Annotated in this window: 22 protein-coding genes; 9 read left to right on the top strand and 13 right to left on the bottom strand. The window is 70.7% G+C overall.

The window, feature by feature from the left end; translation table 11 throughout:
- Nucleotides 1-247: 247 nt before the first annotated feature.
- The 5 genes from ACFYYH_RS05215 (at nt 248) to ACFYYH_RS05195 (ending at nt 6,215) form a co-directional block, all read left to right on the top strand.
- Nucleotides 248-1,531, top strand: coding sequence for a sugar kinase (locus ACFYYH_RS05215; protein WP_388546082.1), 1,284 nt, complete (start codon nt 248-250; stop codon nt 1,529-1,531).
- The gene (locus ACFYYH_RS05210; RefSeq protein WP_388546080.1) at nt 1,528-2,295 is read left to right on the top strand and encodes an IclR family transcriptional regulator; all 768 of its coding nucleotides are present in this window, start codon (nt 1,528-1,530) and stop codon (nt 2,293-2,295) included. Before ACFYYH_RS05215 ends, ACFYYH_RS05210 begins: the two co-directional genes overlap by 4 nt.
- A 7-nt stretch (nt 2,296-2,302) precedes the next feature.
- The gene (locus ACFYYH_RS05205) at nt 2,303-2,713 is read left to right on the top strand and encodes a RidA family protein (RefSeq protein WP_388546077.1); all 411 of its coding nucleotides are present in this window, start codon (nt 2,303-2,305) and stop codon (nt 2,711-2,713) included.
- A 270-nt stretch (nt 2,714-2,983) separates the two neighbouring features.
- The gene (locus ACFYYH_RS05200) at nt 2,984-4,456 is read left to right on the top strand and encodes a GntP family permease (RefSeq protein WP_388546075.1); all 1,473 of its coding nucleotides are present in this window, start codon (nt 2,984-2,986) and stop codon (nt 4,454-4,456) included.
- Between the two features lie 190 nt (nt 4,457-4,646).
- Nucleotides 4,647-6,215, top strand: a complete 1,569-nt coding sequence (locus tag ACFYYH_RS05195) for an alpha-1,2-mannosidase (protein ID WP_388546072.1) — start codon at nt 4,647-4,649, stop codon at nt 6,213-6,215.
- A gap of 69 nt (nt 6,216-6,284) precedes the next feature.
- Here ACFYYH_RS05195 and ACFYYH_RS05190 read toward each other — a convergent pair whose 3' ends face one another.
- Nucleotides 6,285-8,393 carry a serine/threonine-protein kinase gene (locus tag ACFYYH_RS05190; RefSeq protein ID WP_388546069.1) on the bottom strand — a complete coding sequence of 703 codons (2,109 nt, stop codon included), beginning with the start codon at nt 8,391-8,393 and terminating at the stop codon, nt 6,285-6,287.
- Between the two features lie 321 nt (nt 8,394-8,714).
- Between ACFYYH_RS05190 and ACFYYH_RS05185 the strand changes: the two genes are divergently transcribed.
- Nucleotides 8,715-10,172 (top strand): Nramp family divalent metal transporter, encoded by a 1,458-nt coding sequence (locus ACFYYH_RS05185; RefSeq protein WP_388546066.1) that lies wholly within the window; start codon nt 8,715-8,717, stop codon nt 10,170-10,172.
- A gap of 242 nt (nt 10,173-10,414) precedes the next feature.
- On the opposite strand, the gene ACFYYH_RS05180 is transcribed toward ACFYYH_RS05185, so the two are convergent.
- The 7 genes from ACFYYH_RS05180 to ACFYYH_RS05150 all read right to left on the bottom strand — a co-directional run bounded on the left by ACFYYH_RS05180 (nt 10,415) and on the right by ACFYYH_RS05150 (nt 16,348).
- Nucleotides 10,415-12,130 carry a chitinase gene (locus tag ACFYYH_RS05180; protein ID WP_388546064.1) on the bottom strand — a complete coding sequence of 572 codons (1,716 nt, stop codon included), beginning with the start codon at nt 12,128-12,130 and terminating at the stop codon, nt 10,415-10,417.
- Between the two features lie 138 nt (nt 12,131-12,268).
- A complete protein-coding gene (locus ACFYYH_RS05175) occupies nt 12,269-12,679 on the bottom strand; it encodes a hypothetical protein (protein WP_388546062.1) in 411 nt (136 codons plus the stop codon).
- A gap of 12 nt (nt 12,680-12,691) precedes the next feature.
- The gene (locus ACFYYH_RS05170) at nt 12,692-13,444 is read right to left on the bottom strand and encodes a DUF6415 family natural product biosynthesis protein (protein ID WP_388546060.1); all 753 of its coding nucleotides are present in this window, start codon (nt 13,442-13,444) and stop codon (nt 12,692-12,694) included.
- Nucleotides 13,445-13,669: 225 nt separating this feature from the next.
- Nucleotides 13,670-14,923 (bottom strand): helix-turn-helix domain-containing protein, encoded by a 1,254-nt coding sequence (locus ACFYYH_RS05165; RefSeq protein WP_388546058.1) that lies wholly within the window; start codon nt 14,921-14,923, stop codon nt 13,670-13,672.
- Between the two features lie 201 nt (nt 14,924-15,124).
- Nucleotides 15,125-15,535, bottom strand: coding sequence for a hypothetical protein (locus ACFYYH_RS05160; RefSeq protein ID WP_388546056.1), 411 nt, complete (start codon nt 15,533-15,535; stop codon nt 15,125-15,127).
- Between the two features lie 166 nt (nt 15,536-15,701).
- Nucleotides 15,702-15,857, bottom strand: coding sequence for a hypothetical protein (locus tag ACFYYH_RS05155; protein WP_388546053.1), 156 nt, complete (start codon nt 15,855-15,857; stop codon nt 15,702-15,704).
- Nucleotides 15,854-16,348: a hypothetical protein gene (locus tag ACFYYH_RS05150; RefSeq protein ID WP_388546050.1), complete on the bottom strand. Its 495-nt coding sequence runs from the start codon at nt 16,346-16,348 to the stop codon at nt 15,854-15,856. Before ACFYYH_RS05150 ends, ACFYYH_RS05155 begins: the two co-directional genes overlap by 4 nt.
- 203 nt (nt 16,349-16,551) lie before the next feature.
- Between ACFYYH_RS05150 and ACFYYH_RS05145 the strand changes: the two genes are divergently transcribed.
- Entirely contained in the window at nt 16,552-17,949 is a 1,398-nt protein-coding gene (locus ACFYYH_RS05145; protein ID WP_388546047.1) for a helix-turn-helix domain-containing protein, read from the top strand.
- On the opposite strand, the gene ACFYYH_RS05140 is transcribed toward ACFYYH_RS05145, so the two are convergent.
- The 5 genes from ACFYYH_RS05140 to ACFYYH_RS05120 all read right to left on the bottom strand — a co-directional run bounded on the left by ACFYYH_RS05140 (nt 17,946) and on the right by ACFYYH_RS05120 (nt 21,975).
- Nucleotides 17,946-18,491, bottom strand: a complete 546-nt coding sequence (locus ACFYYH_RS05140; RefSeq protein ID WP_388546044.1) for an NUDIX domain-containing protein — start codon at nt 18,489-18,491, stop codon at nt 17,946-17,948. The genes ACFYYH_RS05145 and ACFYYH_RS05140 overlap by 4 nt on opposite strands.
- A gap of 142 nt (nt 18,492-18,633) precedes the next feature.
- Complete coding sequence (locus tag ACFYYH_RS05135; RefSeq protein ID WP_388546042.1) at nt 18,634-19,077, bottom strand: hypothetical protein; 444 nt, start codon at nt 19,075-19,077, stop codon at nt 18,634-18,636.
- 424 nt (nt 19,078-19,501) lie between these two features.
- Entirely contained in the window at nt 19,502-19,927 is a 426-nt protein-coding gene (locus ACFYYH_RS05130; RefSeq protein WP_388546040.1) for a DUF3592 domain-containing protein, read from the bottom strand.
- Between the two features lie 8 nt (nt 19,928-19,935).
- Nucleotides 19,936-20,490, bottom strand: a complete 555-nt coding sequence (locus ACFYYH_RS05125) for a hypothetical protein (protein WP_388546038.1) — start codon at nt 20,488-20,490, stop codon at nt 19,936-19,938.
- Between the two features lie 27 nt (nt 20,491-20,517).
- Nucleotides 20,518-21,975 carry a hypothetical protein gene (locus ACFYYH_RS05120; protein WP_388546036.1) on the bottom strand — a complete coding sequence of 486 codons (1,458 nt, stop codon included), beginning with the start codon at nt 21,973-21,975 and terminating at the stop codon, nt 20,518-20,520.
- 801 nt (nt 21,976-22,776) lie between these two features.
- Between ACFYYH_RS05120 and ACFYYH_RS05115 the strand changes: the two genes are divergently transcribed.
- Both ACFYYH_RS05115 and cpaB read left to right on the top strand, forming a co-directional pair.
- Nucleotides 22,777-23,655: a hypothetical protein gene (locus tag ACFYYH_RS05115; RefSeq protein ID WP_388546035.1), complete on the top strand. Its 879-nt coding sequence runs from the start codon at nt 22,777-22,779 to the stop codon at nt 23,653-23,655.
- 245 nt (nt 23,656-23,900) lie between these two features.
- Complete coding sequence (gene cpaB, locus ACFYYH_RS05110; protein ID WP_388546033.1) at nt 23,901-24,611, top strand: Flp pilus assembly protein CpaB; 711 nt, start codon at nt 23,901-23,903, stop codon at nt 24,609-24,611.
- The last annotated feature ends 4 nt before the right edge of the window (nt 24,612-24,615 follow it).

Below are 24,615 nucleotides of genomic sequence, written 5' to 3'. Positions count from 1 at the left end.
CAGTGTCATGTCTTTCGACAGTGTCATTGCGATACTTGGCCATTGCGATACTTGCAACGCCCATTGCGTATATCGCTCACCGCTGTCTAACATCCGAGCGACAGCGGGTCAATGGTGACCCCGCCGCCATCGCCACCACCATGAGCAGCCGCCACCACCATGAGCAGTCGCCATTGTCACGAGCCACAAGTAGTCGCCATCACCACGAGCATCGCCCGGAACGGGCCGAGGGACGAGGAGCCCCAGCGTGACCGGAACCGTGGACGCGGACACCCCGCCGCGCCTGGACACGGAGGTCGTCTGTCTCGGTGAGTCCATGGTCACCTTCCTGCCCTCGCGCCCCGGCCCGCTCGCGGACGTCCCGTCGTTCGACCGCGCGATCGGCGGCGCCGAATCCAATGTCGCCTGCGCGCTGGCGGCGGCCGGCCACCGGGTGAGCTGGATCAGCCGGGTCGGCGCCGACGGCTTCGGCGACCACCTCGTGCAGGCGGTCGCGGCCTACGGGGTCGACACCTCGGGCGTCCGCAGGGACCCGCACCGCCCGACCGGCGTCTACTTCCGTACGGCGACGGACCGCGCCACCGACGCGCACGAGGTCGTCTACTACCGGACGGGCTCCGCCGCCTCCGCGATGTCCCCGGACACCATGGAGCCCGAGGACCTGTGGTCGGGGAAGGTGCTGCATCTCTCCGGCATCACCGCCGCGCTCTCGGACGACTGCCTGGCGCTGACACGGGCGCTGACCGCGCGCGTCCCCGGGCGCCCGCTGGTCTCCTTCGACGTCAACCACCGCCCTCGGCTGTGGCGCGACCCCTCCGGCGCCCGGGTGCTGCTGGACCTCGCGCGCGGCGCCGATCTGGTGTTCGTCGGCGAGGACGAGGCAGCGGCGGCGTGGGACCTGCACGGCGCGGAGGCGATCCGTGCCGCGCTGCCGGAACCGGGGACGCTGGTGGTCAAACGCGGCGCCGCGGGGGCGACGGTCTTCACCCGCGAGCCCGAGCCCGGGGCGCGCGCCTCCGCCTCCGCGTCCGGGACCGCAACTGCAACTGCAACCGCAACCGCAACCGCGTCCGCCTCCGCCACCGCCTGTGGTCCGGGCACCGCGTCCGGTGCCGCCGCCGCGGATGGTCCGGGCGCCGTGCCCGTCCCCGGCGCCGGTCCCGGTGGTGCCACGGCCCGCGCCCCCTGGCCTGAGGCCGGCGCCGGCGGCGGCGCCGCGCCCGCCCCCGGTGGCGACACCGTCGTCTCCGTACCCGCCCTCCGGGTCGAGGTCGTCGCGCCCGTCGGGGCCGGGGACGCCTTCGCCGCCGGGTTCCTCTCCGCCACCCTGCGCGGCCTGCCCGCCGCCGCGCGGCTGCGGCACGGGCATCTCATGGCCGCCGCCGCGCTCACCGTGCCCGGCGATCTCGGGGCGCCGCCCGCGCGGGCGTACGCCGACCGGCTCGCGGGACTCGACGCCGAGGCGTGGGGGACACTTCGTCTCGGCCCCGGCTGGACGGAGGCCACGGAGCAGGAGGTACGTACCCCATGAGCCAGACGGTCGACCGCGCGCTGAGCATCCTTCCGCTGCTCGCCCAGGGACCCGCCGATCTCGGGCAGGTCGCGGACCGGCTCGGCGTGCACAAGTCCACCGCGCTGCGGCTGCTCCGCACGCTCCACGAGCACGGACTCGTCCACCGCCAGCAGGACCAGCGCTACCGCCTCGGCGCCCGCCTCTTCGCGCTGGCGCAGGAGGCCGTGGAGAACCTGGACGTACGCGAGATCGCGCACCCCCATCTCACCGCGCTCAACGAGGAGATCGGGCACACCGTCCATCTCGCCGTGTACGAGGAGAACGAGGTCCTCTACATCGACAAGGTGGAGAGCCGCTACCCGGTGCGTATGTACTCACGGATCGGCAAGCCCGTCGCCATCACCGTCGCCGCCGTGGCCAAGCTGCTCCTCGCCGATCTGCCCGAGCCCGAGCGCCGCGCCGTCGCGGAGAAGCTCGACTACCCGGCCTACACGGCCCGTTCGACGCCGAACGCCGCCGCCTTCCTCAAGGAACTGGCGACCGTCCGCGAACAGGGCTGGGCCACCGACCTCGGCGGCCACGAGGAGTCCATCAACTGCGTCGGCGCCCCGATCCGCGGTACGGACGGCCGGGCCGTCGCCGCCATGTCGGTCTCCGCGCCGAACGTCGTGGTGACCGCCGAGGAACTCCTCACCCTGCTTCCGCTGGTACGCCGTACCGCGGACGCCATCAGCCGGGAGTACTCCGGCACCACCCCCATCAAGGACGCGCGCAAAGGATGAGTGCCCCATGACCGAGAAGACCGCCCTCACGCCCGCCACCCACACCGCCCCGCCGGCGAAGTTCTCGCACGGCGTCCGCAAGGGGAACATCCTCCAGGTCGCGGGCCAGGTCGGCTTCCTCCCCGCCGTCGAGGGCCGGGCGCCCACGGTCGCCGGGCCGACCCTGCGCGAGCAGACCCTCCAGACGTTCGCCAATGTCCGGGCCATCCTGGAGGAGGGCGGGGCGAGCTGGGACGACGTCATGATGATGCGCGTCTACCTCACCGACGTGGACCACTTCGCCGAGATGAACGCGATCTACAACGCGTACTTCGAGGAGCAGGGGCTGAAGGAGGCCCCCGCCGCGCGGACGACGGTCTATGTCGGCCTGCCCAAGGGGCTGTTGATCGAGATCGACGCGCTCGCCGTGCTCGGCTGAGCGGTCTCCCCGGCCCGTCCACCCGCCTCCCCCATCCATCGCCCGACCCCGCCGACTCCGACCCATTCCGTCCATGGTCTCAGCGTTCTGAGCGTTCGGCACGTTCCACGGCGCGGTACGGCGTCCGCCCTCCCGGCGGCGCCGTACCGCGATCCCCCCGTGCCCGCGTGCCGCCGTATCCCGCGCGCCCGTATCCGTACCCGCGCGCCCGAACCCCCTCATATGCCTTTACGTCCGTACCGCCGCAAGCCCCAGAACAGAGGTCCCCCCATGCTCCTGGCCGCCGACGCGCCACCCGGGACACCGCCCCACACCGGTGGTCTGCTCCTCCTCATCGACGGCACCGCCGGTCTGCTGACCGTCGCCGCCCTCGGTATCGCCCTCCTTCTCCTCCTGATCATCAAGGTCAGGCTCCAGCCGTTCGTGGCCCTCCTCGGTGTCTCCATAGCCGTCGGCCTCGCCGCCGGTCTCTCCGTCACCGAACTCTTCGGCACGGTCCAGAAGTCCGCCGCCGTCTCGATGATCGAGTCGGGGATGGGCGGCATCCTCGGCCATGTCGCGATCATCATCGGTCTGGGCACCATGCTCGGCGCGATCCTCGAGGTGTCCGGCGGCGCCGAGGTGCTGAGCGCCCGGCTGCTGAACCTCTTCGGTGAGAAGCGCGCCCCGCTCGCCATGGGTGTCACCGGTGTCGTCTTCGGTATCCCGGTCTTCTTCGACGTCGGCATCTTCGTGCTCGCGCCGATCGTGTACGCCGCCGCCAAGCGCTCGGGCAAGTCGGTCGTGCTGTACGCGATGCCGCTGCTCGCCGGGCTCTCCATGACCCACGCGTTCCTGCCCCCGCACCCCGGTCCCGTCGCCGCGGCGGGGCTCTTCGGGGTGGACCTCGGCTGGGTCATCCTGATGGGTGTCGTCGTCGGCGTCCCGGCCGTACTCGCCGCCTGGGTGTACGCCGCGTGGATCGGCAAGCGGCTGTTCGTCGAGGTCCCGCAGGACATGGTCGAGGCCGCGGCGGAGGCCAAGGAGGCCGTCGCCGCCGAGCAGCGGGCCTCCGGGGTCACCCCGCGCGAGCGGCCCGTCGCGCTCACGACCGTCCTCACGATCATCGGCACCCCGCTGGTCCTGATCCTGCTCGCGACGTTCTCGTCCATCGCGCTGGATCCGTCCACCGGCCGCTCGGTGATCGAGTTCTTCGGCCACCCGTTCGTGGCGCTGACGATCGCGCTGCTGCTCGCGTACTACCTGCTCGGCGTGCGCCGGGGCTGGTCCCGCGCCTCGCTGGAGTCGGTCTCCACCTCCTCCCTCAAGCCGGTCGGCAACATCCTGCTGGTCGTCGGCGCGGGCGGGGTCTTCGGCGCGGTCCTCAAGGGCAGCGGAATCGCGGACGCGCTCGCCGACACCTTCAACGACGTGGGGCTGCCGGTCATCCTGCTGGCCTGGCTGATCTCCGTCGTCCTGCGGGTGGCCCAGGGCTCCGCGACGGTCGCGATCGTGACCACCGCGGGGATCGTCGTCCCGCTGGTCGAGGGCCAGGGCTTCTCGCAGGCGCATCTCGCCCTGATCATCATGGCGATCTCGGCGGGCTCCATCTTCGCCTCGCACGTCAACGACGGCGGCTTCTGGATGGTCGCCAAGTACTTCGGGATATCGGAGCGCGACACCCTGAAGTCCTGGACCGTCCTGGAGACCGTGCTCTCGGTGGCGGGCTTCGTCGTGGCGGCACTGCTGAGCCTGGTCATCTAGACGCTCCACCCGGACGGACGATTCCGTCCGGGGCCGCGAAGGCCCGTTCCGCCGCTGCCGGCGGAACGGGCCGGACCGGCGGTGGTTCCTCGCGATGTCAGTGGGTGCCGATAGCTTCTTGGCATCCGGGGACGGGAGTTGTCCGCGGATCGCCGTCGCAGCACGACTGCCCGATCACTGAGGGACGCTCATGGAACCGGTCTTCGCGGATTTCTCCACCACTCCGGCCCGGCTGTCGAACGCCGTCGTGGGGTACCATCGGTGCGGGGTCGCCCCCTCGCATCTCGCGCTGGGCTCCGACGGATACATCAAGCTCGACTTCACGACGGACGAACACGAGGAAGTCGCCGGGGCCGTCCTCACCGTGACGACCCTCGGCGCGGGTGTCCCCATGGACGTCCTGCTCAACGGCAAGGCCGTGGCGGAGGGACTCACATTCCCCGAGGCCGGCGGGGACGACGTCCCCCAGGACAGGGTCCTGTCCCTCCCGGGAGACCTGCTGACGCCGGGCGACAACCTCCTGGAGATACGCAGCCCCGCCGGCGAGCAGGGGCTGCTCCGGCTGACCACCGTCACCCTGGACCCCGCCCAGGACGGCGGCCGGGCCCGGCGCGCCATGGCGGCCAGGGCGAGCACCCGGTCGGTCTTCGCGTTCGGTACCGAGCGGCGCCCGGTCGGCTCCGCCGCGTGGCAGCCCGCTTCGCGGCTGCTCTTCCACATCGACCGGGGTGACCGGGCGGTTCCCGCGCAGCTCTCCTGGCGCGGGACGGACGGCGCGGAGACGGCGATAGCGCTCCGGGCGGACATGTCCGGCTTCCACGGTCACCACCGGGCCGCCGACGGCGCGCTCGGCGAGATCCGCGGCACGCTCACCGACCGCTGGGCCTACCCCGAGGGCACTACGGACGTTCCGCTGCACCGCTTCTCCACCGAGGAGGGACAGGACGGCCACTGGCGTCCCTCCGGTGAACTGCGCATCCTGCTCGACGACGGCCGGGCGATGCCCGTGGAGCGGGTGTCCTGGAGCGACCGCCGGGGGAACGCGGCCTCGGTCACCCTGACCGCCGCCGTCGCGACGGCGGACGGTCCCGCCGCGCCCGGTGAACTGCGCGACATCACCGACACGGTCGTCGATGTGGAGGCGAGCGACGAGTTCGAGGCCGGCGGGGAGGTCGCGCGGAACGTGCTCCGCACGTCCCGGAGCAAGTGGCTGGTGCACGAGGACACCGCCGAACTGGACTTCACCCTCCAGGCCCCGGCCGCCGTCGCGTCGTACAGGCTGACCTCCGCCAACGACGCCCCGGGCCGCGATCCGCGCAACTGGCAGTTCCAGGGCTCGCACGACGGCAGCACGTGGACGACGCTCGACACCCGTACCGGCGAGCGCTTCACACGCCGCTTCGAGACGAGGGACTTCCCCTTCGCCAACACCGCCTCCTACCGCCGCTACCGGCTGCGCATCACCGACAACTCCGGCGACGACGAGATCCAGCTCAGCCAGGTCCGGCTCCTCGCCGGTGCCGGCCGGGCTCCGGCATCCGCCGCGTCCGACTTCATCGGCTACTACGGGCCGGCCGGAGAGGCCCCCACCGGGTACCGGGGCACGACTGTTCCCGGACCGGAGGCCGACGCCGTGGGGGAGCGGAAAGACGGGCCGAAGGAGAAGCTGCTCGCCGGGGATCTGACGGACACCGCCCAGGACCTGGACAGCGCCGCCCGCCTCCTCGGGAAGCTGGCGGAGTACCTCCGGACCCCCTGACCCGGCCCGGCGCGAAGGTGCCGGGACACCGGCGCCGGCCGCCGCGATCCCGTACGGCAGCCACAGGGCTCAGGAGAAGACGGGCTTGGCGCAGACAAAGTTCTCCTTGTCGTCCACTTCCCACCAGTAGTCCTGGCAGGTGGGATCGGCGCCGCCCGACGGCATCCGGTAGTAGCCGGTGATCTGCATGATGTACGCGTAGCCCTTGGGCACGGTGTCGGCCGAGCAGTTCCACACGGTCTGGAGCCGGCCGGCACCGACGCGGTCGCCGTTCTTCTTGGCGACGAAACACTGGCCCGCGACATAGTTGCGGGAGAGACAGAGCGTGGTGACGACATCGTCGTCGCCCCGGTTCGTCCATGTCTGCTGGTCGTCGTTTCCGTCGCAGGTGGTGCCGGTCACGTTCGAGACGGCGTGGTCGACGCGGTTGTAGGCGTCGGGCGCCGAGCAGTCGACCTGTCGCGGCGCGTCGTCGCTCCAGCCGCCGAACCCGTTGTCGTGCGAGCTGACGCACTCCCCGGTCCCCACGGCACGGAAGGCGAGGTCGACGGCGCTCGGGGTGGGGGTGGCCGACGCGGTGTCACTGGGGTAGGAGCCGCTGTCGTAGGAACTCCCGCCGCTCGACGAGGTACCCGAGGAAGAGGTACCCGAGGTCGCGGAGGTGTCGGGGGTGTCGGACTCCCAGGGGCGCCAGATGAAGATGACGACGAAGGCCACGACGAGCAGGAACACACCGCCGCCGGAGGACTTCTTCGCGGCGGACGTCGAGGGCGCCGAAGCGGAGGAGGGCGTGGAGGCCGAGGAGGCGGACGCCGACGGGGTCGCCCGCGCGCCGGCCCGCCGTCCGGCCGCCGGGCCCGGTCCGGCGGGGGAGCCCCGACCTGCGGCCGATCCCGCCCGTGACCCGCGGCCGCCCGGGGCGTTCTGCCGCCGGGCCTTCTCCTGGTCGGCCCGCACCCGGGCCATATCGCGGGCCAGACGCTCCTGCTGGGCCCGGCGTTCGGCCCGCTCCGCTTCCGCGCGCTCGTGCTCGCGGGCGGCCCGCTCCCGTTCGCGCCGGGCCTTCTCCCGTTCGGCCTTCTCCCTTTCCGCCTTCTCCTTCTCCGCCTTCTCCTTCTCGGCCCTCTCCCGTTCCGCCCGGAGCGCCTCCTCGGCCGCCACGCCGCGCGCCCGGGTGTACTGGCGGGTCGGGCCGGGCTCCCGTACCCCGTGCGTGCGCTGGTCCGCCGTCGGGGCGTCGGGGTCCGCCCCGGGCGCCATGCCGGGGCCGCCCTCCCGCAGCCGCCGCCCCTGCTGGTCGTACTCCTCGATCAGCGCCGTCCAGCGCGGCGGCAGCCACCGGCGCCCGCTGTCCGACACCGGCAGCCCGACGAGAGCGGCCTTGAACTGCGCGAGGACATCGGCGGGCCGGGGCCTGGCGGCCGGGTCGAAGGCCAGACACGGCCGGATGAGCTGGTCCAGCTCACGCGGCAGCCCGGTCAGATCCAGCTCGGCCCTGGCCACCCGCGCCAGCAGTCGCAGGGTGTCGCCGTCGGGGGAGTACGGCGGCCGGCCCACCGCGAGATGGAAGAGGGTCGCGCCCAACGAGTAGACGTCGGAGGCCGCCGTGGACGGCTCGCCCCTGGCCTGCTCGGGGGAGGTGAAGGCGATCGTGCCGAGGGTGAGACTGGTGCGGGTGAGATCGCTGGCGTGGGAGATCCCGAAGTCGATGACGCGCGGGCCGTCCAGCGGGAGCAGGACGTTCGGGGGCTTGATGTCACGGTGGACGATGCCCGCGCCATGCAGGTCGACCAGCGCGGCGGACACCCCCGCCCCCACCCAGCGCACCGCCGAGGCCGGTGGCTGACCGGCCCTCCGTACCAGTTCGGACAGGGGCGGCGCGGCGATGTACTCGATGGCCATCCAGGGCCGGGCGGCCCCGGCGTCGGCGTCCAGGACCCGCGCCGTGAACCCGCTGTCGACCCGCTGGGCCACGGCCACCTCACGGGCGAACCGCCGCCGGTCGGCGTCGTCGACGTGCCCCTCGGCGAGCAGCGTCTTGACCGCCACCAGCCGTCGGCCGGAGCGGGCCAGATAGATCCGGCCCATCCCGCCCGAGCCCAGTCTGCCGATGATCCGGTACGGGCCCAGAGACTCCGGGTCGTCCGTCCCCAGCCGTTCGATCTTCACCCCGGACATGCCGAAACTCCCCCCGCAGATCCCCCGTCGATTCCGGTGGCCGGTGGATAACACGCGTGGCGGCGACACCCCGTTCCCGTCACGGCCACGCGATCCACCGGATCCGGAACCCACCAGGAATGCTCGTCCGCCGCCGCACCGGCGTCAACTCCCCTGGCAGGGGCCCCCGGACCGCGCCCGGCGCCCGCACCGTACCCGTCACCCGTGTGTCACCCGTTGCTCCTCCGTCCCCGGGCCCGACGCGGTCTTGCGTGATCACTGCCGCTCCGCTTTGGTGACGTGGGTCACGTGAGGGGGGTCGAGTGAGAGGCGACAAGACGAATGGCGGACACCACGGACACCTCGGGCGCCGGGGATGCGACGGGCGCCGGGGATGCGACGGACACGGGTCCCGGCACCGGAGCCGGAGCAGGCACCGGGGCCGGTGCCGGAGTCGGCACCCCAGCAGGCGCCGGAGCGGGCACCGGGGCAGGCATCGGGGCCGGTGAGGCCGTCTCCCGGCCGCGCAGGTCGAGTTGGACCTATATCGGCCCCGGGATCGTCGTCGCGGCGACCGGTGTCGGCGCGGGCGATCTGGTCGCGACCCTCATCGCGGGCAGCAAGTTCGGCTACACCCTGCTGTGGGCGGCGGTGATCGGCTGCGTCGTGAAGATCTCCCTCGCCGAGGCGGCGGGCCGCTGGCATCTCGCCACCGGCCGTACGCTCTTCGAGGGCTGGCGCAGCCTCGGCCGCTGGACCACCGTGTACTTCGCCGGATACGTCATGGTGTGGGGATTCGTCTACGGCGCCACGGCCATGTCCTCCAGCGCCCTGCCGATCGTCGCGCTGTTCCCCGACGGCCCCGGCCTCAAGACCTGGGCGGTCATCACCGGTCTGATCGGCCTGGTCTTCGTCTGGTTCAACCAGTACGCCGTCTTCGAGAAGGCCATGACGGTCCTGATCGGCGTGATGTTCGTGGTGGTCATGTATGTGGCGGTCCGTGTAGCCCCCGACCTCGGCGCCGCGTTCGCGGGTCTCGCCCCGGTCCTGCCGGACGGCTCGCTGCTCTACACCCTGGGGCTGATCGGCGGGGTGGGCGGCACGATCACCATGGCCGCGTACGGGTACTGGGTGAACGCCAAGGGCTGGACCAACGCGGGCTGGATGAAGGTGATGCGCCTGGACAACCGCGTCGCGTACCTCACCACGGGACTCTTCGTCATCGCCATGCTGATCATCGGCGCCGAGCTGCTGCACTCCACCCGTATCGCCCTCACCTCGGGCGACCAGGGGCTGATCGATCTCGGCACGATCCTGGAGGACCGCTTCGGCACCTTCACCGCGAAGCTCTTCCTGATCGGTTTCTTCGCCACGTCCTTCTCGTCGCTGATCGGGGTCTGGCACGGGGTGAGCCTGATGTTCGCCGACTTCGTGGAGCGCCTGCGCGAGGAGCGCCAGGACCGGACGGGGGGTTCCGGCGAGGGGAGCGAGGGCGCGGCGGCGGAGGTCGCGACCGGGGAACGGGAGCGCTCGGTGCCCTTCCGCGCGTATCTGCTCTGGCTGACCTTCCCGCCGATCTCGCTGCTCTTCCTCGACGAGCCGTTCGGGCTGGTCGTGGTGTACGGCGTGCTGGGCGCGTTCTTCATGCCGTTCCTGGCGCTCACCCTGATCTGGCTGCTCAACTCCTCCCGTACACCGGCCGAATGGCGCAACGGTGTGCTGAGCAATGTGATGCTCGCGGCGGCCGGGCTGCTGTTCGTCGTGCTGTGTGTGCAGCAGGTACGGGACATTCCCTGGTAGCTCCCCGGTGACCGCCCCCCCCCGATGACCGCCGCCCCCGTGCCGTCCCGCCCCGGTGCGTGCCGCCCCGCCCCGGCCCCGCGTGCGGTACGGGGGCGAGCCCGCGCGGTACGGAGCCGAGCCGGGCCGGACACACGGCAGCGCCGTCGGGTGGGGTTCGACGGCGCTGCCGGCCCTGTGGGGGGCTTGGGGGCCTGGCCGTGCCGCCGGGGGAGCGGCGGCACGGCCGGTACGGGCGGGTGCTACGGCAGGCCGTGCACGTGCGGGCCCACCGCGTTGGACCAGGCGTTGCCCGCCGTCGCGTCCCAGTTGGTCGACCAGGTCATGGCGCCACGGATACCCGGGTACGTCCTGGAGGGCTTGAAGGAACCGCAGTTGGTGCCCCGGGCGAGGCAGTCCAGCGCGTTCTTCACGATGGACGGGTCGACATAGCCGCTGCCCGCGCCCCGCGTGGAGGCGGGCACTCCGAGACCGACCTGCGACGGGTCGAGGCCGCCTTCGAGCTGGATGCAGGCGAGGGCGGTGAGGAAGTCCACCGAGCCCTGTGAGTAGACCTTGCCGTCGCAGCCGAGCATCGAACCGCTGTTGTAGTACTGCATATTGACGACCGTGAGGATGTCCTTCACGTTCAGCGCCGTCTTGAAGTACTCGCCCGACGTCGACTGCATGTCGATCGTCTGCGGCGCCATCGTCAGCACCAGTCCGCTGCCGGCCTTCGCGGAGAGCTGCCGCAGCGCCTTCGTCAGATAGGTCGAGTTGATGCCGTGTTCGAGGTCGATGTCGACCCCGCTGAAGCCGTACTCCTGCATCAGCGCGTAGGTGCTGTTGGCGAAGGCGGTGGCGGAGGCGTCACTGTTGATGGTGACGTTGCCCTTCTCACCGCCGACCGAGATGATCACCGACTTGCCCGCGGACTTCTTCGCGGCGATGTCCGCCTTGAAGTCGGCCACCGAGGCGTAGCCGACGGCCGGGTCGAGGTTGAAGGTGATCTGACCGGGCGTGGCCGTCGCGTCGGCGAACGACACGGCGATGATGTCGTACTGCGACTGGACGTCACGGAGCTTCTGGACGGCCGCGCCGTTGTTGAAGTTCTGCCAGTAGCCGGTCAGCGCGTGCTTCGGCACGGCGGGGTTGCCCGGATTGCCGCCGCCCTGCTGCGCGGTCCTGCCGGTGACCGTGGCGGACCGCGTGGACTCACCGGCCGCGTTGGTCGCGCTCACCTGGAAGTCGTACGAGGTGTTCGCGGCCAGCCCGGTCACGGTCGTGGAGGTGCCGGTCGCCGACTGGACCCTCGTACCGCCCCGGTAGACGTTGTATCCGGTCGCCCCGGACACACCGTTCCAGTTGAGCGTCACGGACGACGAGGTCACGGAGCCGACGGCGAGACCGGCGGGCGCGGCGGGGATCTGCGGACCGGGGTCGGTGCCGCCACCGCCGTCGGGGCCGAAGACGGAGAGGTCGTCGGCGTAGTAGGGGGCCTGGCCGTACCAGCCGTGGGTGTAGACGGTCACGGACCGGGTGGAGGCACCGGTCCTGAACGTGGTCGTGAGCTGCTTCCAGCCGGAGCTGTCGGGAGTCCAGGTCGACACATCGGTGGTGCCGGTCCCCTCGGCCCCGAGGTACGCGTATCCGCCCTGCACCCACGCGCTCAGCGTGTACGTCGAGTTGGGCTGCACGGCGACGGCCTGGGCGCACTTGGCGTTGTCCTGGCCCGCGGGCGTGCCCCTGAGGGCGGTGGCGCCACCGTGGACGGGCGAGCCGACCGTGGCCCCGCTGCCCGCCGAACAGGTCCAGTTGGCGAGCCCGGACTCGTAGCCCGCGTTCTTGGCGACATTCACATCGGCGGCCTGCGCACTCCCGGAAAGCCCGGTCACACTCAGCGCCCCGGCGGCCAGCACGGCCACCGCGCCGCCGATCCAGGTACGTATACGACCTCTGCCGCCTGGTGCACGTTCCACTTGCTGCCTCCGCTGGGGGTTCGGGGATGGAGGTACCGAGAGGGGGAACGGTGGCCACCGTCGGGCGTAAAGGTGGTCCAGACCAATCGACTTGTCAAGACCTCTGGCAGAAGGCCGTATACAACGGGGCCCGCCCGCCTACGGGGGGTCTGGGCAGCCGCCGCAGGGCTGTCGTGGAGCAAGGGCGCGGGGGCCTGGGCAGATGTCGAGGGTGCGGGTGATGTAGCGGCCGTCGACGGAGTAGTAGAACCAGTCGACTTCCCTGCCGTGGTCGAGTCGTTCCCGTGCCTGGGCGAGTACGTCTTCGGGGAGCGGGGTTCTGGCGGCGCGGGGGTACTCCTGGAGGGTGGTCTCCAGCCAGGCGTAGGCCTGGTCGGCGGTGTGGTGTGTGGTGAGGACGGTGGCGGTCTCGGCGATGCGCTGCAACTGGGCGTCGGGGGTGAGTGGTTGGGTGTGCTCGGGTATGAGGCGGGGCTTCGGGTCGCTCCCGGGCCGGCACCGGGGGCCGTTCCAGGCGTAGCCGTGCCAGTGTGTCGTGGGGTCGGTCACTGCCGGACGGTCTCAGCGGGGGCCGGCCGTCACGGAGATCTCCGTGGTGAGCGCGTGGTGCAGCAGTTCGGGATCGGTCAGATAGCGCGTGGCGGTAAGCGGGACGATCCAGCGCAGACGTTCCTCGTCCGTGTAACTCACGGGCGGCACCGCGACGAAGGTGGCGACGCCCAGCGGTACGACCACCGACAGGGGCAGGTCCCATGTGTCGGCGGTGCCGAGGGGGACCAGCCAGTAGAGGACCCGGCCGTGCCAGTCCTCGATGACCGCGCCGCTGTCGGCGCCGAGGCGCTCGATCACGCGCTCACCGATGTGGGACCGCACCCGTACGGCGTCCCAGTGACGCCCGACGGGCACCAGTTCCACGGTCGTACCGACCGGCGGCGTCCACGGCTCCCGGCCCCACGGCTCGCGGCCCCCGGGCTCGTCGCGCATCCCCTTGTGGCCGTGCCCCAGGTGGGCGCACAGGGCGATCACGGACCGCGCCAGGTCGTACGCGTGACGCCCCGCCCCGAGCGGACCGGACCCGGCGTCCAGACACCGCCGGGCCTCCCCGACGGCCGCGTCCGCGAGGCGCCCGAGCCGGTCCTGCGCCTCCGGAACCAGCAGGGCGAGGTGGCCCCGCAGCAGGAGCGTGGCGGTCTCCGCGTCAAGCGCGCCGGCCCCGGAGCCGACGACGCGCCGGGCGGTGTCGAGCATGGTGGCGAAGTCGAGCGGCGGGGAACCGGTGTCCGGCTCTGCGGGGCTGATGGCGGATTCGGGCATGTCGGCGCTCCTCGCGTGGTGGCTGCCTCTGGTGCCGTGGGGACGGCCGCAGAGGCTCTCACGGGGACGCGCGGGCCGAACGCGGGCCGTGCACGCGCGTCGGCGTTCAGGCAGCGTGGTCCCGGTCGCGGACTGCGCGAACGTCCCCGTCGTCGGTGGTTCTTCTGCTCCGACGACGGTAGGAGCGGTCGGCGGGGAGCAGGCGCACAGAATGTGCGCCCTCGGTCAGGCCGACAGCAGCCCCAGTTTGACGGCGAGTTCGGAGGCCCGCCGCTGCCGCGCCGGGACCTTCGATTCGGTCTCCTCGATGACGATGGCCTTCGCGTAACCGTTGTACTTGATCGTTTCCGGGGCGGCCTCGTGCGCGCGGGCCAGGGTGTCGAGGGCGACGTCCGGCTGTCCGTCCAACCGGTAGCCGCGCGCCTCCTCGATCCGGTGGCGGGCACGGCGCGGCCGGGACGGGATCGTGCCGGCGTCGGACTTCGTGGCCTGACGCACCGACTCACCGCCGGCGTGCAGTTCGACGGCCACAGTGACGGCGTGCGCGCCCATGATGGCCTGGGAGAAGCTCGTCACGGGGTGGAAGTAGTCGGCGGGGAGCCGGCTGGCCATGGTGCACGCCTGGTCCCAGTAGCGCCAGGCCGTACCCGTCTCACGCCGGCGGGCGGCCGTGTATCCCGCCTCGAAGGTCAGGGCTCCGGCAATGGCGAGGACCTCGTCCGAGGCGTCAGGGAGGAGCGGCCTGAGGTAGGCCAGCGCCTCCGTGTTCACCGCGTCCGCGGCGTCGTAGTGGCCGGGGCCCGAGTCCCGGTGGGCCTGTGCGGTGAGCCATGCCGCGACACCGATGGCATGAGGGTCCTCGGACTCCTGCGCGGCGACCATGCCGCGCTCGGCGATCCGCCACAGCAGAGGTGCGTCCGGCTGGTAGGCCACGAAGAACTGGCTGAGGCTGTACACCTCGCTGAGAGCCGCCGACGCCGCCCGGCGTTCATCCGCATGTCCGGCCTGGCGTACGGCAAGCTGGGCGTCCCGGATCAGATCCGGCAGCAGCGCCCCGACGACCTCCCGATGGTGCGGGGCGGAGTGCCGCGCCTTCCACGCACGGGCGAGGCGGGCCTGGATATGGGCGGTCGGAGGCGCTTCGCGTGCGGTCGTGAGGGGGAACGCGTCGATGGCCGCCTTGACCGCGGCGAGGCGGGGGTGACCGGGGCCCGTGAACAGGGCCACGGGCACGGAGAGGTCACCTGTGAGTTCGGAGAGATCCCCGACCCGCAGGACTTCCGCCAGGCGCAACAACGTCTCCAGCTTGGGGGTCCGGAGCCGGCCTTCCTCCATGGCACGGACCCACGAGGCGGACTTGTCGCCCACCAGGCCCCCGAGTTGCGCGCGGGTCATGCCACGACGGGTGCGGAGGATCTTGAGCCTCTGCCCGAAAGCGATCGGGTTGGCGTACGGGTCCGGGGTAGCGTCAGATGGCATGGCCTCGCCCTTCTCTGAGCAGCCTGTCACCCCTCAGAGTAGGGGGCAGGACCACCACCACGCGCCCGCACGAACCAAACGCACGACGCTGCGAAAGACATTCCTCGCTTGAAGCTCGGGCATCGAATTGGGGGTACCGAAGGGCCGGCTGAGCCACCGAGATGTCTGCTCCACGCCCGCGCTGGGGGTGACCCCTTCGGACTACGGGGGGTCTGGGCAGCCGCCGCAGGGCTGTCGTGGAGCAAGGGCGCGGGGACCTGGGCAGATGTCGAGGGTGCGGGTGATGTAGCGGCCGTCGACGGAGTAGTAGAACCAGTCGACTTCCCTGCCGTGATCGAGTCGTTCCCGTGCCTGGGCGAGTACGTCTTCGGGGAGCGGGGTTCTGGCGGCGCGGGGGTACTCCTGGAGGGTGGTCTCCAGCCAGGCGTATGCGTCGTCGGCGGTGTGGTGTGTGGTGAGGACGGTGGCGGTTTCGGCGATGCGCCTCAACTGCTCCTCGGGGCTGAGCGGTTGGGCATCGACGGGGGTGACGCGGGGCTTCGGATCGCTTCCGGGCCGGCACCGGGGGCCGTTCCAGGCGTAGCCGTGCCAGTGTGTCGTGGGGTCGCTCACTGCCACCTGATCATGAGGTCGGTTCCTTTCGAATGTATGGCCCGGCAAGGCCCCCTAGGCCCTGTCTGCGCCGCTCTGCCTGTGGACCATCAGGGGGCCGACAGGCCAGGACGGCCCCGGCGGCGGCGACGCCGGGGCGGAGATGTTTGTTCGCCAGGGCGCTCCCTCAGCGCGCGTCGAGAAAGCCGCGCCAGATGCGTCGGCCCTCGTCGCACCGCCGGTCGCCGGCGCAGTGCTCGCAGGCCGTGGCGTGCTCCATGTAGGCCCGATAGCGGCCGAGAAGTCGACCCGCGCCGACCAGCAGTCGACGTAGTGGAGTCATGAGTCCGTGCCTTCGAGGCAGCTCTGTCCGTCTGCCAGCAGCTTGGCGACTGCCTCGGGGTTGCACAGGTTGCCGGTCCGGGCAAGGGGTACGGCCCAGTATGTGCTCACCGCGCTGGGCTCCGTGAGATCGGGGCGCGGTACGCCGAGCCAGCCGCCACTGCCACGCACGACCGCGTGCGGCGAACGCCAGGTCTCCGCTGTGCGCGGCGGCACGAGCGCGTAGAGCCATTGACCGGGGTGGCAGATCACGGGACCGCGGAGGATCTCGGCCAGGGCGCGGCTGACGGCGGCCGGGGTGTTGCTGCCGATCGCGGCATACACCAACTCCTGGGGCATCCGTACGGCGTCCATGATGCGGCCCATGCGGAGCACCGCGGGTTGTCCATTGGCCCAGTCGTCGAAGGCGAAGTCCGGGGTCTGGATGGAGGAGGCGAGCCATCGGGCGACGGCGGTCTGTGGTCCGGTGCGTACGGTACGGCGCTCGTTCATCCGAGTGCCTCCTTGCAGAAGAGGTCCATGTCCCCACCGTGCCGTCGAACGTAAGCCGATGCATTGGCGAGGTGATCATGAAACCGTGCCAAGTTCATCAGTGCGCCATGAAGGATCGCGCCGGTTCTCATACGGTCGTGGTGAAAGCGCCTGAACCGGGAGCCGGTCGCCCTCTACCGTGAAGGGAACCGATCGGAGAAGCGATGGCACGTCATGACGCGCAGTCGGTCCGCACTCTCATTGCTCGTTCGGAGGCGGACAGATGGACGCCGTGGCAGCTCAGTGCCGCTATTTCGGAGCGGTGCGGGTGCTCTCTGCTGAAGGCGCACCGGCTCGGCCGGGACTGGACCCTCCATACCGCCTGTGAACGTCTGGCCCAGAGCGGGGGCAGGGTGACTGTCCAGCAGTTGTCAGCGTGGGAGACGGGTCGTGGCCGACCGGGTGAGAGCAATCTGGATCTGCTGTGCCGGATGTACGAGACGCGCCCGGACCGGCTGGGTTACGGCCATGACTACACCCCTTCGGGCGAGTCGGAGACGGACTCGTCCGGCTCTGACCGGTTCGCAACAAAGCCGCGCGAGAACCAGCCCGCTCCGATCGGCCTGACGTCCATGCCGCCGACGAGCACCGCGCTTTCGGCCCTGGCATCCGTACGGCGCAGCATGACCACTATTCTCGCGACTCCTATAGCGGAGACAACCATCGAACAGTGGGACCGGCAGGCTGCCGAGTACGGCCACGCCTACCAGATCACCCCACCCGCCACGCTCCTGGCCAGCAGCATCGGTGACCTGTTGGAGCTGCGTGCCCTTCTGGAGCAGCGGCAGCCCACGGACGTCCGTACCCGCCTGTGCCGCATTGCGGCCCAGCTCGCCGGGACAGCGGGTATCGCACTGGTTGCTCTGGGGGAGCATCGAGAGGCGCGGCAGTGGTATCACCTCGGCCAACTCCTGGCCGAGGAGACGGGCGACCGCGCCCTTCGTGCCTGGCTGCTCGCTCGGGAGGCCGTGATTCCTCTCTACTTCGGTGCGCCCGCCGCGGCTCTCGCGCTCGCGGAGCGGGCCCGTCTGGTGGCCGGCTCGACGGTGTGCGCCACCGCGGCCTGGGCGCCGAGTCTGGAGACACGAGCTCTTGCCCGATTGGGGCGGGTGCGGGAGGCCCGGGACGCGATGGCCCTCGCACAGCGGGCCTTCTCCAGACTCGGTACCTCGGACACCTCGGACACCGCCTATGGGTACACGGAACGGCAGCTCGTCTGGCATGGCGGAAGTATGTGGACCACTCTCGGCGACAGTCGGCGGGCGCAGGCCGCTCTGCACGCCGCGCGTGATCTCTACTCCCCGGACGAGCACCTCGACCGAGCGCTGATCGCCATGGACGAGGCCACTTGTCTGGTCGGAGTCGGTGAGATCGCGGTGGCGTGCCGGGAGACGGAAATGCTGCTGCTCGGCCTACCCGCCGAGCATCGGACCGGCATCGTCGTCTCGCGCGCACGCGACCTGCTCGCGTCGATTCCCGCACGCGGCTCGACCCTTGCCGCGGTGGGCGACTTGCGCGAGCTGGTCGAGGTCAGCGCGCGACCGGAGTTGACCACCGGCTAGGGCCTGGGCCAGCGCCGTGCGAGTACCTGCAACAGGCCGGTGACGGCGACGCCGGCCACGATCTGCCGGTCGTCGATCATCTGCTGGATGCTGTCCAGCGGCAGCCATTCAAGGCGGTCGGCCTCGTGGGTATCGACCGGCTCGGTGACGCGTATGGCGTCCCGGGCGAGGAACACTGTGTGCTCGGCGTCGCTCATCCCGCCGATCGGCTGGATGTACGCCAGGTGCTCAAGTCGGTCGGCGTCCACTCGGTAGCCGGTCTCTTCGAGTACCTCCCGAGCGGCAGCGGCGGCCAACTCCTCGCCCTGCTCGGCAATTCCGCTTGGGATTTCCCAGTTCCAGGTGTTGGTGGCGAAGCGGTGGCGCCACATCAGCAGGACACGCTCCGAGTCGTCCAGCAGAACCGCAGCGGCGACTGGGGCCAGTCTGATCAGGTGATGCTCATATCTCGCGTGGCCGGGCGGCTCGACATCCACCAGGTCCAGGTTCACCCACGGGCTGGCGTAGACGGTACGGGATCCATACACGGTCCATTCGCTCATTGACTGCCTCCACACCCGGGGTCGATCAGCGAGGGTGCCACAGAACACCGGACAGGGCGAAGAAGTCCCTGCCCCGGTCACGGGCTTCCTCGGCCGGGTGGCCGCGCGAGCCAGGCCGCGTGAGCGGCCCGCGCGGGGACGGTCAGTCCTCCTGGAGGCGGTCCGCCGCGTAGCCCGTCACACAGCCCAGTACCAGGACCGCGTTGGACATCAGCAGGCCCTCCGCGGCGAGGTCCTGCCACTGGAGCGCCATGTTCAGCCCCTGTGCCACCGCCGGGACGGTGAAGGCGGCCAGGAAGTGCTGGAACGGGGCGTCGCGGAAGGGGTCGCGGTGGACGCGGCCCGCCGCCCAGGAGGCCAGGGCTATGCACACGGCGTTCGGGAGGTGGATCAGCATCAGACGGCCGAAGAACGTCTCCAGGTTGTTCTCGGACGCGAGATGGTCGTAGACCAACGTGGCCTGGAGATACTCCGTCACGACCAGGACGACGATACCGGCCGCCCAGGCGCGTACGAGCGCGAAGACCGGCGCCCCGGGCCCCTCGTCCCGCTGGGTGCGCGCCCCCGGGTAGTCATACCGCGTCATCGCCCCTCGCCTCCGAACAGATCGCCGTGCGTGCCGTGCATCAGAACTCCGTGCTTCACTTCGCCGCGCTTCGCATTTCTGTAGTCCGGGCCGCCGTACGTCCGGCTCCCGGCCGCTGTGTCTCCGGCCCCGCTGTTGGACCGCCGTCCCCCGGCCCCCGTACACCGGACCCGCGTCCCCCGGCCTCCGTAAACCGGACCCGCGTCCCCCGGCCTCCGTACAACGGACCCGCCATCCCCCGGGCCCGCCATCCCCCGGACCCCGTACACCGGATCCGTACGCCCAAGCCCTCCGCCCGGCCGCCCTGTCCCGGCCGCCCCGCCCCATCTGCCCCGTCCGGGGCCGCCGGGCTACGGCGCTCGTACGCGGGCCCCGTGTCCCGGACCTTCGTGTCCCGGCCCCCGGTGCCCGGGGCCTCCGTGCCTCAGAACGTCGTGAACACGAACACCGCCGTGAACCCGGCCGCCGCCAGTCCGCAGCCCGTCACCAGCAGCCCGTACTGCGTCAGCGGCGACCAGCCGCCGCGTCCCGCGACCGTCGCGGTGCGCTCCGGGGCCGCGGGGTCGTACGCCACCGTGACCTCGCTGCCCACCTTCACGGCACGGCTCGCCAGTTCCTCGAACTCGATCGTCCGCCCGTCCTCCGGGGCGCGGAAGGAGAAGACATACCGCCGCGCCTCCGAGCGGTTGTACGGTTCGCTCTCGATCCGTACGCAGACACCGGCCGCCCGGCCGCCCGCGCGCAGCGCACGGGCCACGGCCGCCAGTCGCCGCGCGTAGTGTGCCGCCAGCCAGCCGAACAGCAGCATCATGCCCAGGAAGAAGATCTGGTCACCACCGGGAATCCGCATACCGCGCCCTACTTGACCGTGATGGACTCGATGATCTTCTTCAGATCGCCGTCGCCGAGTCTGCCCTGAGCCGCGTCGATCCGCACCGCGTAGGAGGCGTCGGCGGAGTCCAGCCCCGCGACGATCACGCCCTTGATCCGCGACCCCTTCTCGGTGAACGCGAAGTCGATCCGCCGGGCCTCCCGCGCGCCGTCCGCGCCCGCGACCTGGATCTCCCGCTGCTTGCCCAGGGTCGAGCCGAGAGCGATGCCCGCCTCGGCCCCGATCGCCGCCTCCTCCACCGAGTCCGCGTCGGTGAAGTCGAGCTGGACGGTGATCATTCCGACGGATTCGCCGCCCTCGGAGAGGGTGGCCGCCGCCGCGTTGTACTTGCTCCGCTCGGCGTCGCCCTGCGGGGTGAACGCGGGCGGGTACGCCACCGTGACCGCGGGCGTCCTCAGCGTGCCCCAGCCCTCGGGGACCGTGGCGGCCTCCGTGTCCGTACCGCATCCGGCCGTCAGCAGGACGGCGAAGACCGCGGCGGCTGCCCTGGCCGGCCACCGGGCCGTCTTCTCGCTGATCATCACGTGTGTGCTCCTGTCGCCGGCGGGTCAGTTCGCACAGTAGCTGTACGGGAGATAGGTGCGGCTGTCCCCATGGGGCGCACCGAGGAACTGCGCCTGGTCGAGGGTCTCTTCCTTCTTCTCGGTGGAGACCGAGAAGCCGAGGCTCAGCCCCAGGTTCAGCTCGAAGCCGTACTCGGCCGCGTCGGTCTGGCCGGTGTAGGTCGTCCGGCTGGAGAGGCCCTCGTCGAAGAGGAGCCGTCCGAACGGGTCGTCCGCCCCCGGGCGCTTCGTCGGCGCGTGGTCGTCGAACATGTAGGTGAAGGGCGCGGCGTTGTCGCCGTGGCCGTCCAGCCACTCCTGGGCGATCCGGCGCTGCTCGTCGCCGGCGCTGCCCGGCGGGATCACGACGGAGTTGGTGACGACCTCGATCCCGGTGGACTGGTCGGTGCCCTTCGCCCCGCCGCTGCCGCCGCGCTTGTCGTCGCCGCTCTTGCCGTTGTCGCCGCCGAGTTTCGCGCCGTCCTTGGTGGCGCCCTTCTCGACGGTGCGGGTCATGTCGATCCGCAGCAGCTCACCGGTCTTCTTGTCGTGGGTGACGGTGATCGTGCCGGTCTGGGTGGTGGTTCCCGAGGACTCGCCGCTGAGGGGCCCGGCCTCGTAGCCGATCTTGCCGCCGTACTCGACGGCCGCGCTGTACGTGTACGCCTTGGTGCCCTTGAAGTCGTTGTCCGTCCAGGTCACCTCGGGGGAGAACTTGAAGTTGCCGCCGAGGGTGGCGCTCAGCTTCTTCTCGTCGCCCGGCGAGAGCTTGAGCCCGCCGGCCGCGCTGGCCTCCAGGCCGACCTTGCCGTAGCTGATGTGACGGTTGCCGAGCTTCTCCTCGATGCGGTCACGCAGCTTCTCCTCCTCGGCCATCGGGCCCTTGCCGAAGAGGTAGAGGATGCTGTTGCCGAGGCCGCCGCCGCGGGAGTTGGAGTTACGGTTGGCCAGTTCGTAGGTCTTCAGGGACTCGATGTCATCACGGAAGGCCGCGGCCTGTTCCTCGCTGTCGAAGACCCAGGTGTCGCCGTTGGTGACCTTGATTCCGGCTCCGAGTTCGACTTTGTCGGCTCCGAACTTGCCTATTTTCGCGCCCGGTTTCCAGTCCTTCTTGGCGGCGACGGACGCGGCGTCGGTGAAAGTCATCATGACCTGCTGGTCGTTGGCGTCGACCTTGCCGTCCTTGTTGACATCCGTATTGGCCTGGAAGGTCGTCTGCTGGAAGCCGTACTCCTCGCCCCACTCGATGAAGAGGACCTTCGCCTTGGCGCCGGCCTTGTCGCTGACCGAGGAGATCTGGCACAGCGGGGGCTCGTAGTCGGCATCGGTCTTGGGCTGCGGGTTGTTCCCCGTACCGCCGCCGCCGGGGGCGCACGGGCCGTTGAAGGTCACCAGGCAGCGCAGACTGGCGCCGAGCGTCTCGTCGACACCGGTGCCGACCATCGCGCCGGCGATGGCGGCCACGACCACGATCACACCGACGTACTCGGTGGCCGTGGCGCCGCGGTCGTGCGCGCGGCCCCGGCGCCCGAACGGGCCCCGCGCCGGGCCCGTTTCCCGGCCCGTTTCCCGGCTGGTTTCCCGGCTGGTTTCCCGGCTCGTCCTCCGGAGCAATTCACCGCCCGTTTCCCGGACCGTTTCCGCGGCGGTTCCCCGGACCGTTCCCCGGACCGTTCCCCAGCCCGTTCCCCGGCTCGGGCCCCGGACCGCAAGACGGCCCGGACCCCGGTCCCGGCGCGGGTCCTGATCGCGGCGCGGGTCCCGCTCAGGGAGCCGGTCCTGATCGCGGCTCAGGGCCTGACCGGGGTCCCGGCCCCGGTCCCGGCGCGGGTCCTGCTCACGGCCCCGGCCCTGGTCAGGGCCCTGGTCCCGGCTCCGCTCCCGGCCTCGCTCCGCTTCCCGTCTCATCCGACGTCCCCGTCCCGTCCCCCTCGGTGGCCGCGCGCCTTTCGCACGCGGGAATCGGAATGGGAGCGTACGAGCGCGGGCACAGCGGAGGCGTGGGTCCCTGGGCCCAACCCGGGCCCAAAGTGGCCTGATTGAGTGCGGAATTCGACCGAATGAAATATTCATTGAAACGTGAGTGAACAGGTGACTGCTTCGCCCGAGTTTGCCGGTGCTTGTTACGCGGGTGGCGGAGCATCGACTTCTGATAGGTGTTCTCTGTGCCGTACGTCGTGGATAAAGTGCTGGGGCAGAAGCGCCGAGCAGGAGAGAACTGCGGTCGCCGGGACTCCGACGGCCGGAGCCGAACGGGGAACCAGCGTGCCGACCGCGATCGCAGTCACCAGCCCTGATCTGGTGCTACCACCGACGGACCATCAGACGCCCACCGCGGCGCTGCTACAGTCGCCCGGAGCCCAGCCCCTGGACGCCGCGCTCGCGGACATGCAGGTGCTGGTGGAGCAGCACGGCTATGTCATCGGTCTGTACCCCGCTTCCATCGCACCGGCCCACGAACGGCGTCTGCACACGGTCAGGTCGATCCTGGAGAGTGACCGGATCGCTCTGATCAAGCTCGATCTGCCGCCGCTCGGTGTGGCCGTGCTCGTGCGCCAGTTGCGGCAGTTGTCGATCTGTGACTTCAGTGCCGGGGTCGTCGCCTCGGCCGCCCGGCTGCTCTCGCACTACATCTACTCCGGGGCGCTGCTCAACTCCGTCGCCAAGCTCGACCGGGTGCCGGTGAGCCTCAAGTCCCATGCCAAGTCATGGGTGCCGGGTTCGCAGTTCGGCGTCCTCGCCAACCCGGCACCGCAATTGATCAAGATCGGAAGCGGTGAGCTGACCGGTCCGGACTTCGCAACACAACTGATGGTCGGAAAGGGGCAATTGCAGTCGGACTGGGTGACCGCGACGCTCGCTCCCGCCTGGCAGGTGCAGGGAATTCAGGAGTGCGCGCTCCCGGCCGATTCGCCGCGCTGGTGGGGAACCGCCAAAATGATCGAGTTCGCCGCGTTCCTTCCGGATATCTCCGTCCTCTATCAGTTGGTTTCCTCCGTCCGTCGCGAGGTGTGTTCCTGGTGTGGTATCGAACTGATAGGTGACCGCTGCGGATTCTGCTCGGCACCGCTCAGTCCACCGGAGAACCAGGGCCGGGCCTCCGGCGTCATGAACCAGGGAGCGCCTATCCAGCACGGATCGTAATCCGCGAGTGCCGACCGGGTCCTGAGGACCGGCGGCGGCTCCCCGGGGCCCCGGCCGTCCGTCACCGGCCGTCACGCACCACGCACCACGGGCCCCGGACGCCGCCCGTCGGCCGCCGGGAGGCCGGCCGAAGACCGTCAGCGTCAACAGGCTGTTGTCCACGGGTCGTCCGTCGGGGGTTCCCGTCCACGGGCCCCTGCCCCCAGACTCTCCTTCTCACGTCTCCGAACGAGGTTGTCCCGCTCATGAATTCACGGCAACGCCGCGGCGTCATACTTCTTCTTCTCTCGGTGCTCTGCGCCTTCGCCGCCTTCGCCGGTGTCCTCTCGGTGATCAGCGACGTGAATTCGAAGGTCGGTCCCGAAGTGACCGCGTACCGGCTGAAAGAGGACGTGGCACCGTACACACCGCTCCAGGTGAACCAGTTCGAGAAGATCACCATGCCCAAGCGGTGGCTCTCGGACAACGCGGTGACCGATCTGGCCGTCGTCAGCGGGAAGATCGCCGTCAACCAGCTCAAGAAGGGCTCGCTGCTCCAGGACGACATGATCGTCCAGCGGCCCGCGCTCGCCAATGACGAGCAGGAGATCGCCATCATGATCGACGCGGCGACCGGGGTCGCCGGCAAGATCACCCCCGGCGATCTGGTCAATATCTTCGCCACCTTCGCCGCCGAGAACGACGGCGCCCGTGCCCAGTCGCGGATCATCGTCCCCAACGCCAAGGTCATCGACGTCGGCCGGCTCACCGCACTGGAGCCCGACGAGAACGACAGGAACCGCAGCGCGGTCAAGCAGGCCGTGCCGATCACCTTCGCGCTGAAGACCAAGGACGCCCAGCGCGTCGCGTACGCCGAGTCCTTCGCCCAGCATGTACGGCTCGCTCTCCTCGCCGACGGCAGCCCGACCACGCTGCGCCCCGGGGAGAGCACCTACACCCTCGAAGGGGACAAGTGAGGGA

Origin of the sequence: Streptomyces sp. NPDC002018 (assembly GCF_042890865.1) — a bacterium.
Classification (GTDB): Bacteria; Actinomycetota; Actinomycetes; order Streptomycetales; family Streptomycetaceae; genus Streptomyces.
Note: the sequence above shows the minus strand (reverse complement) of the source record. Positions and strands in the feature narration are given on the sequence as shown.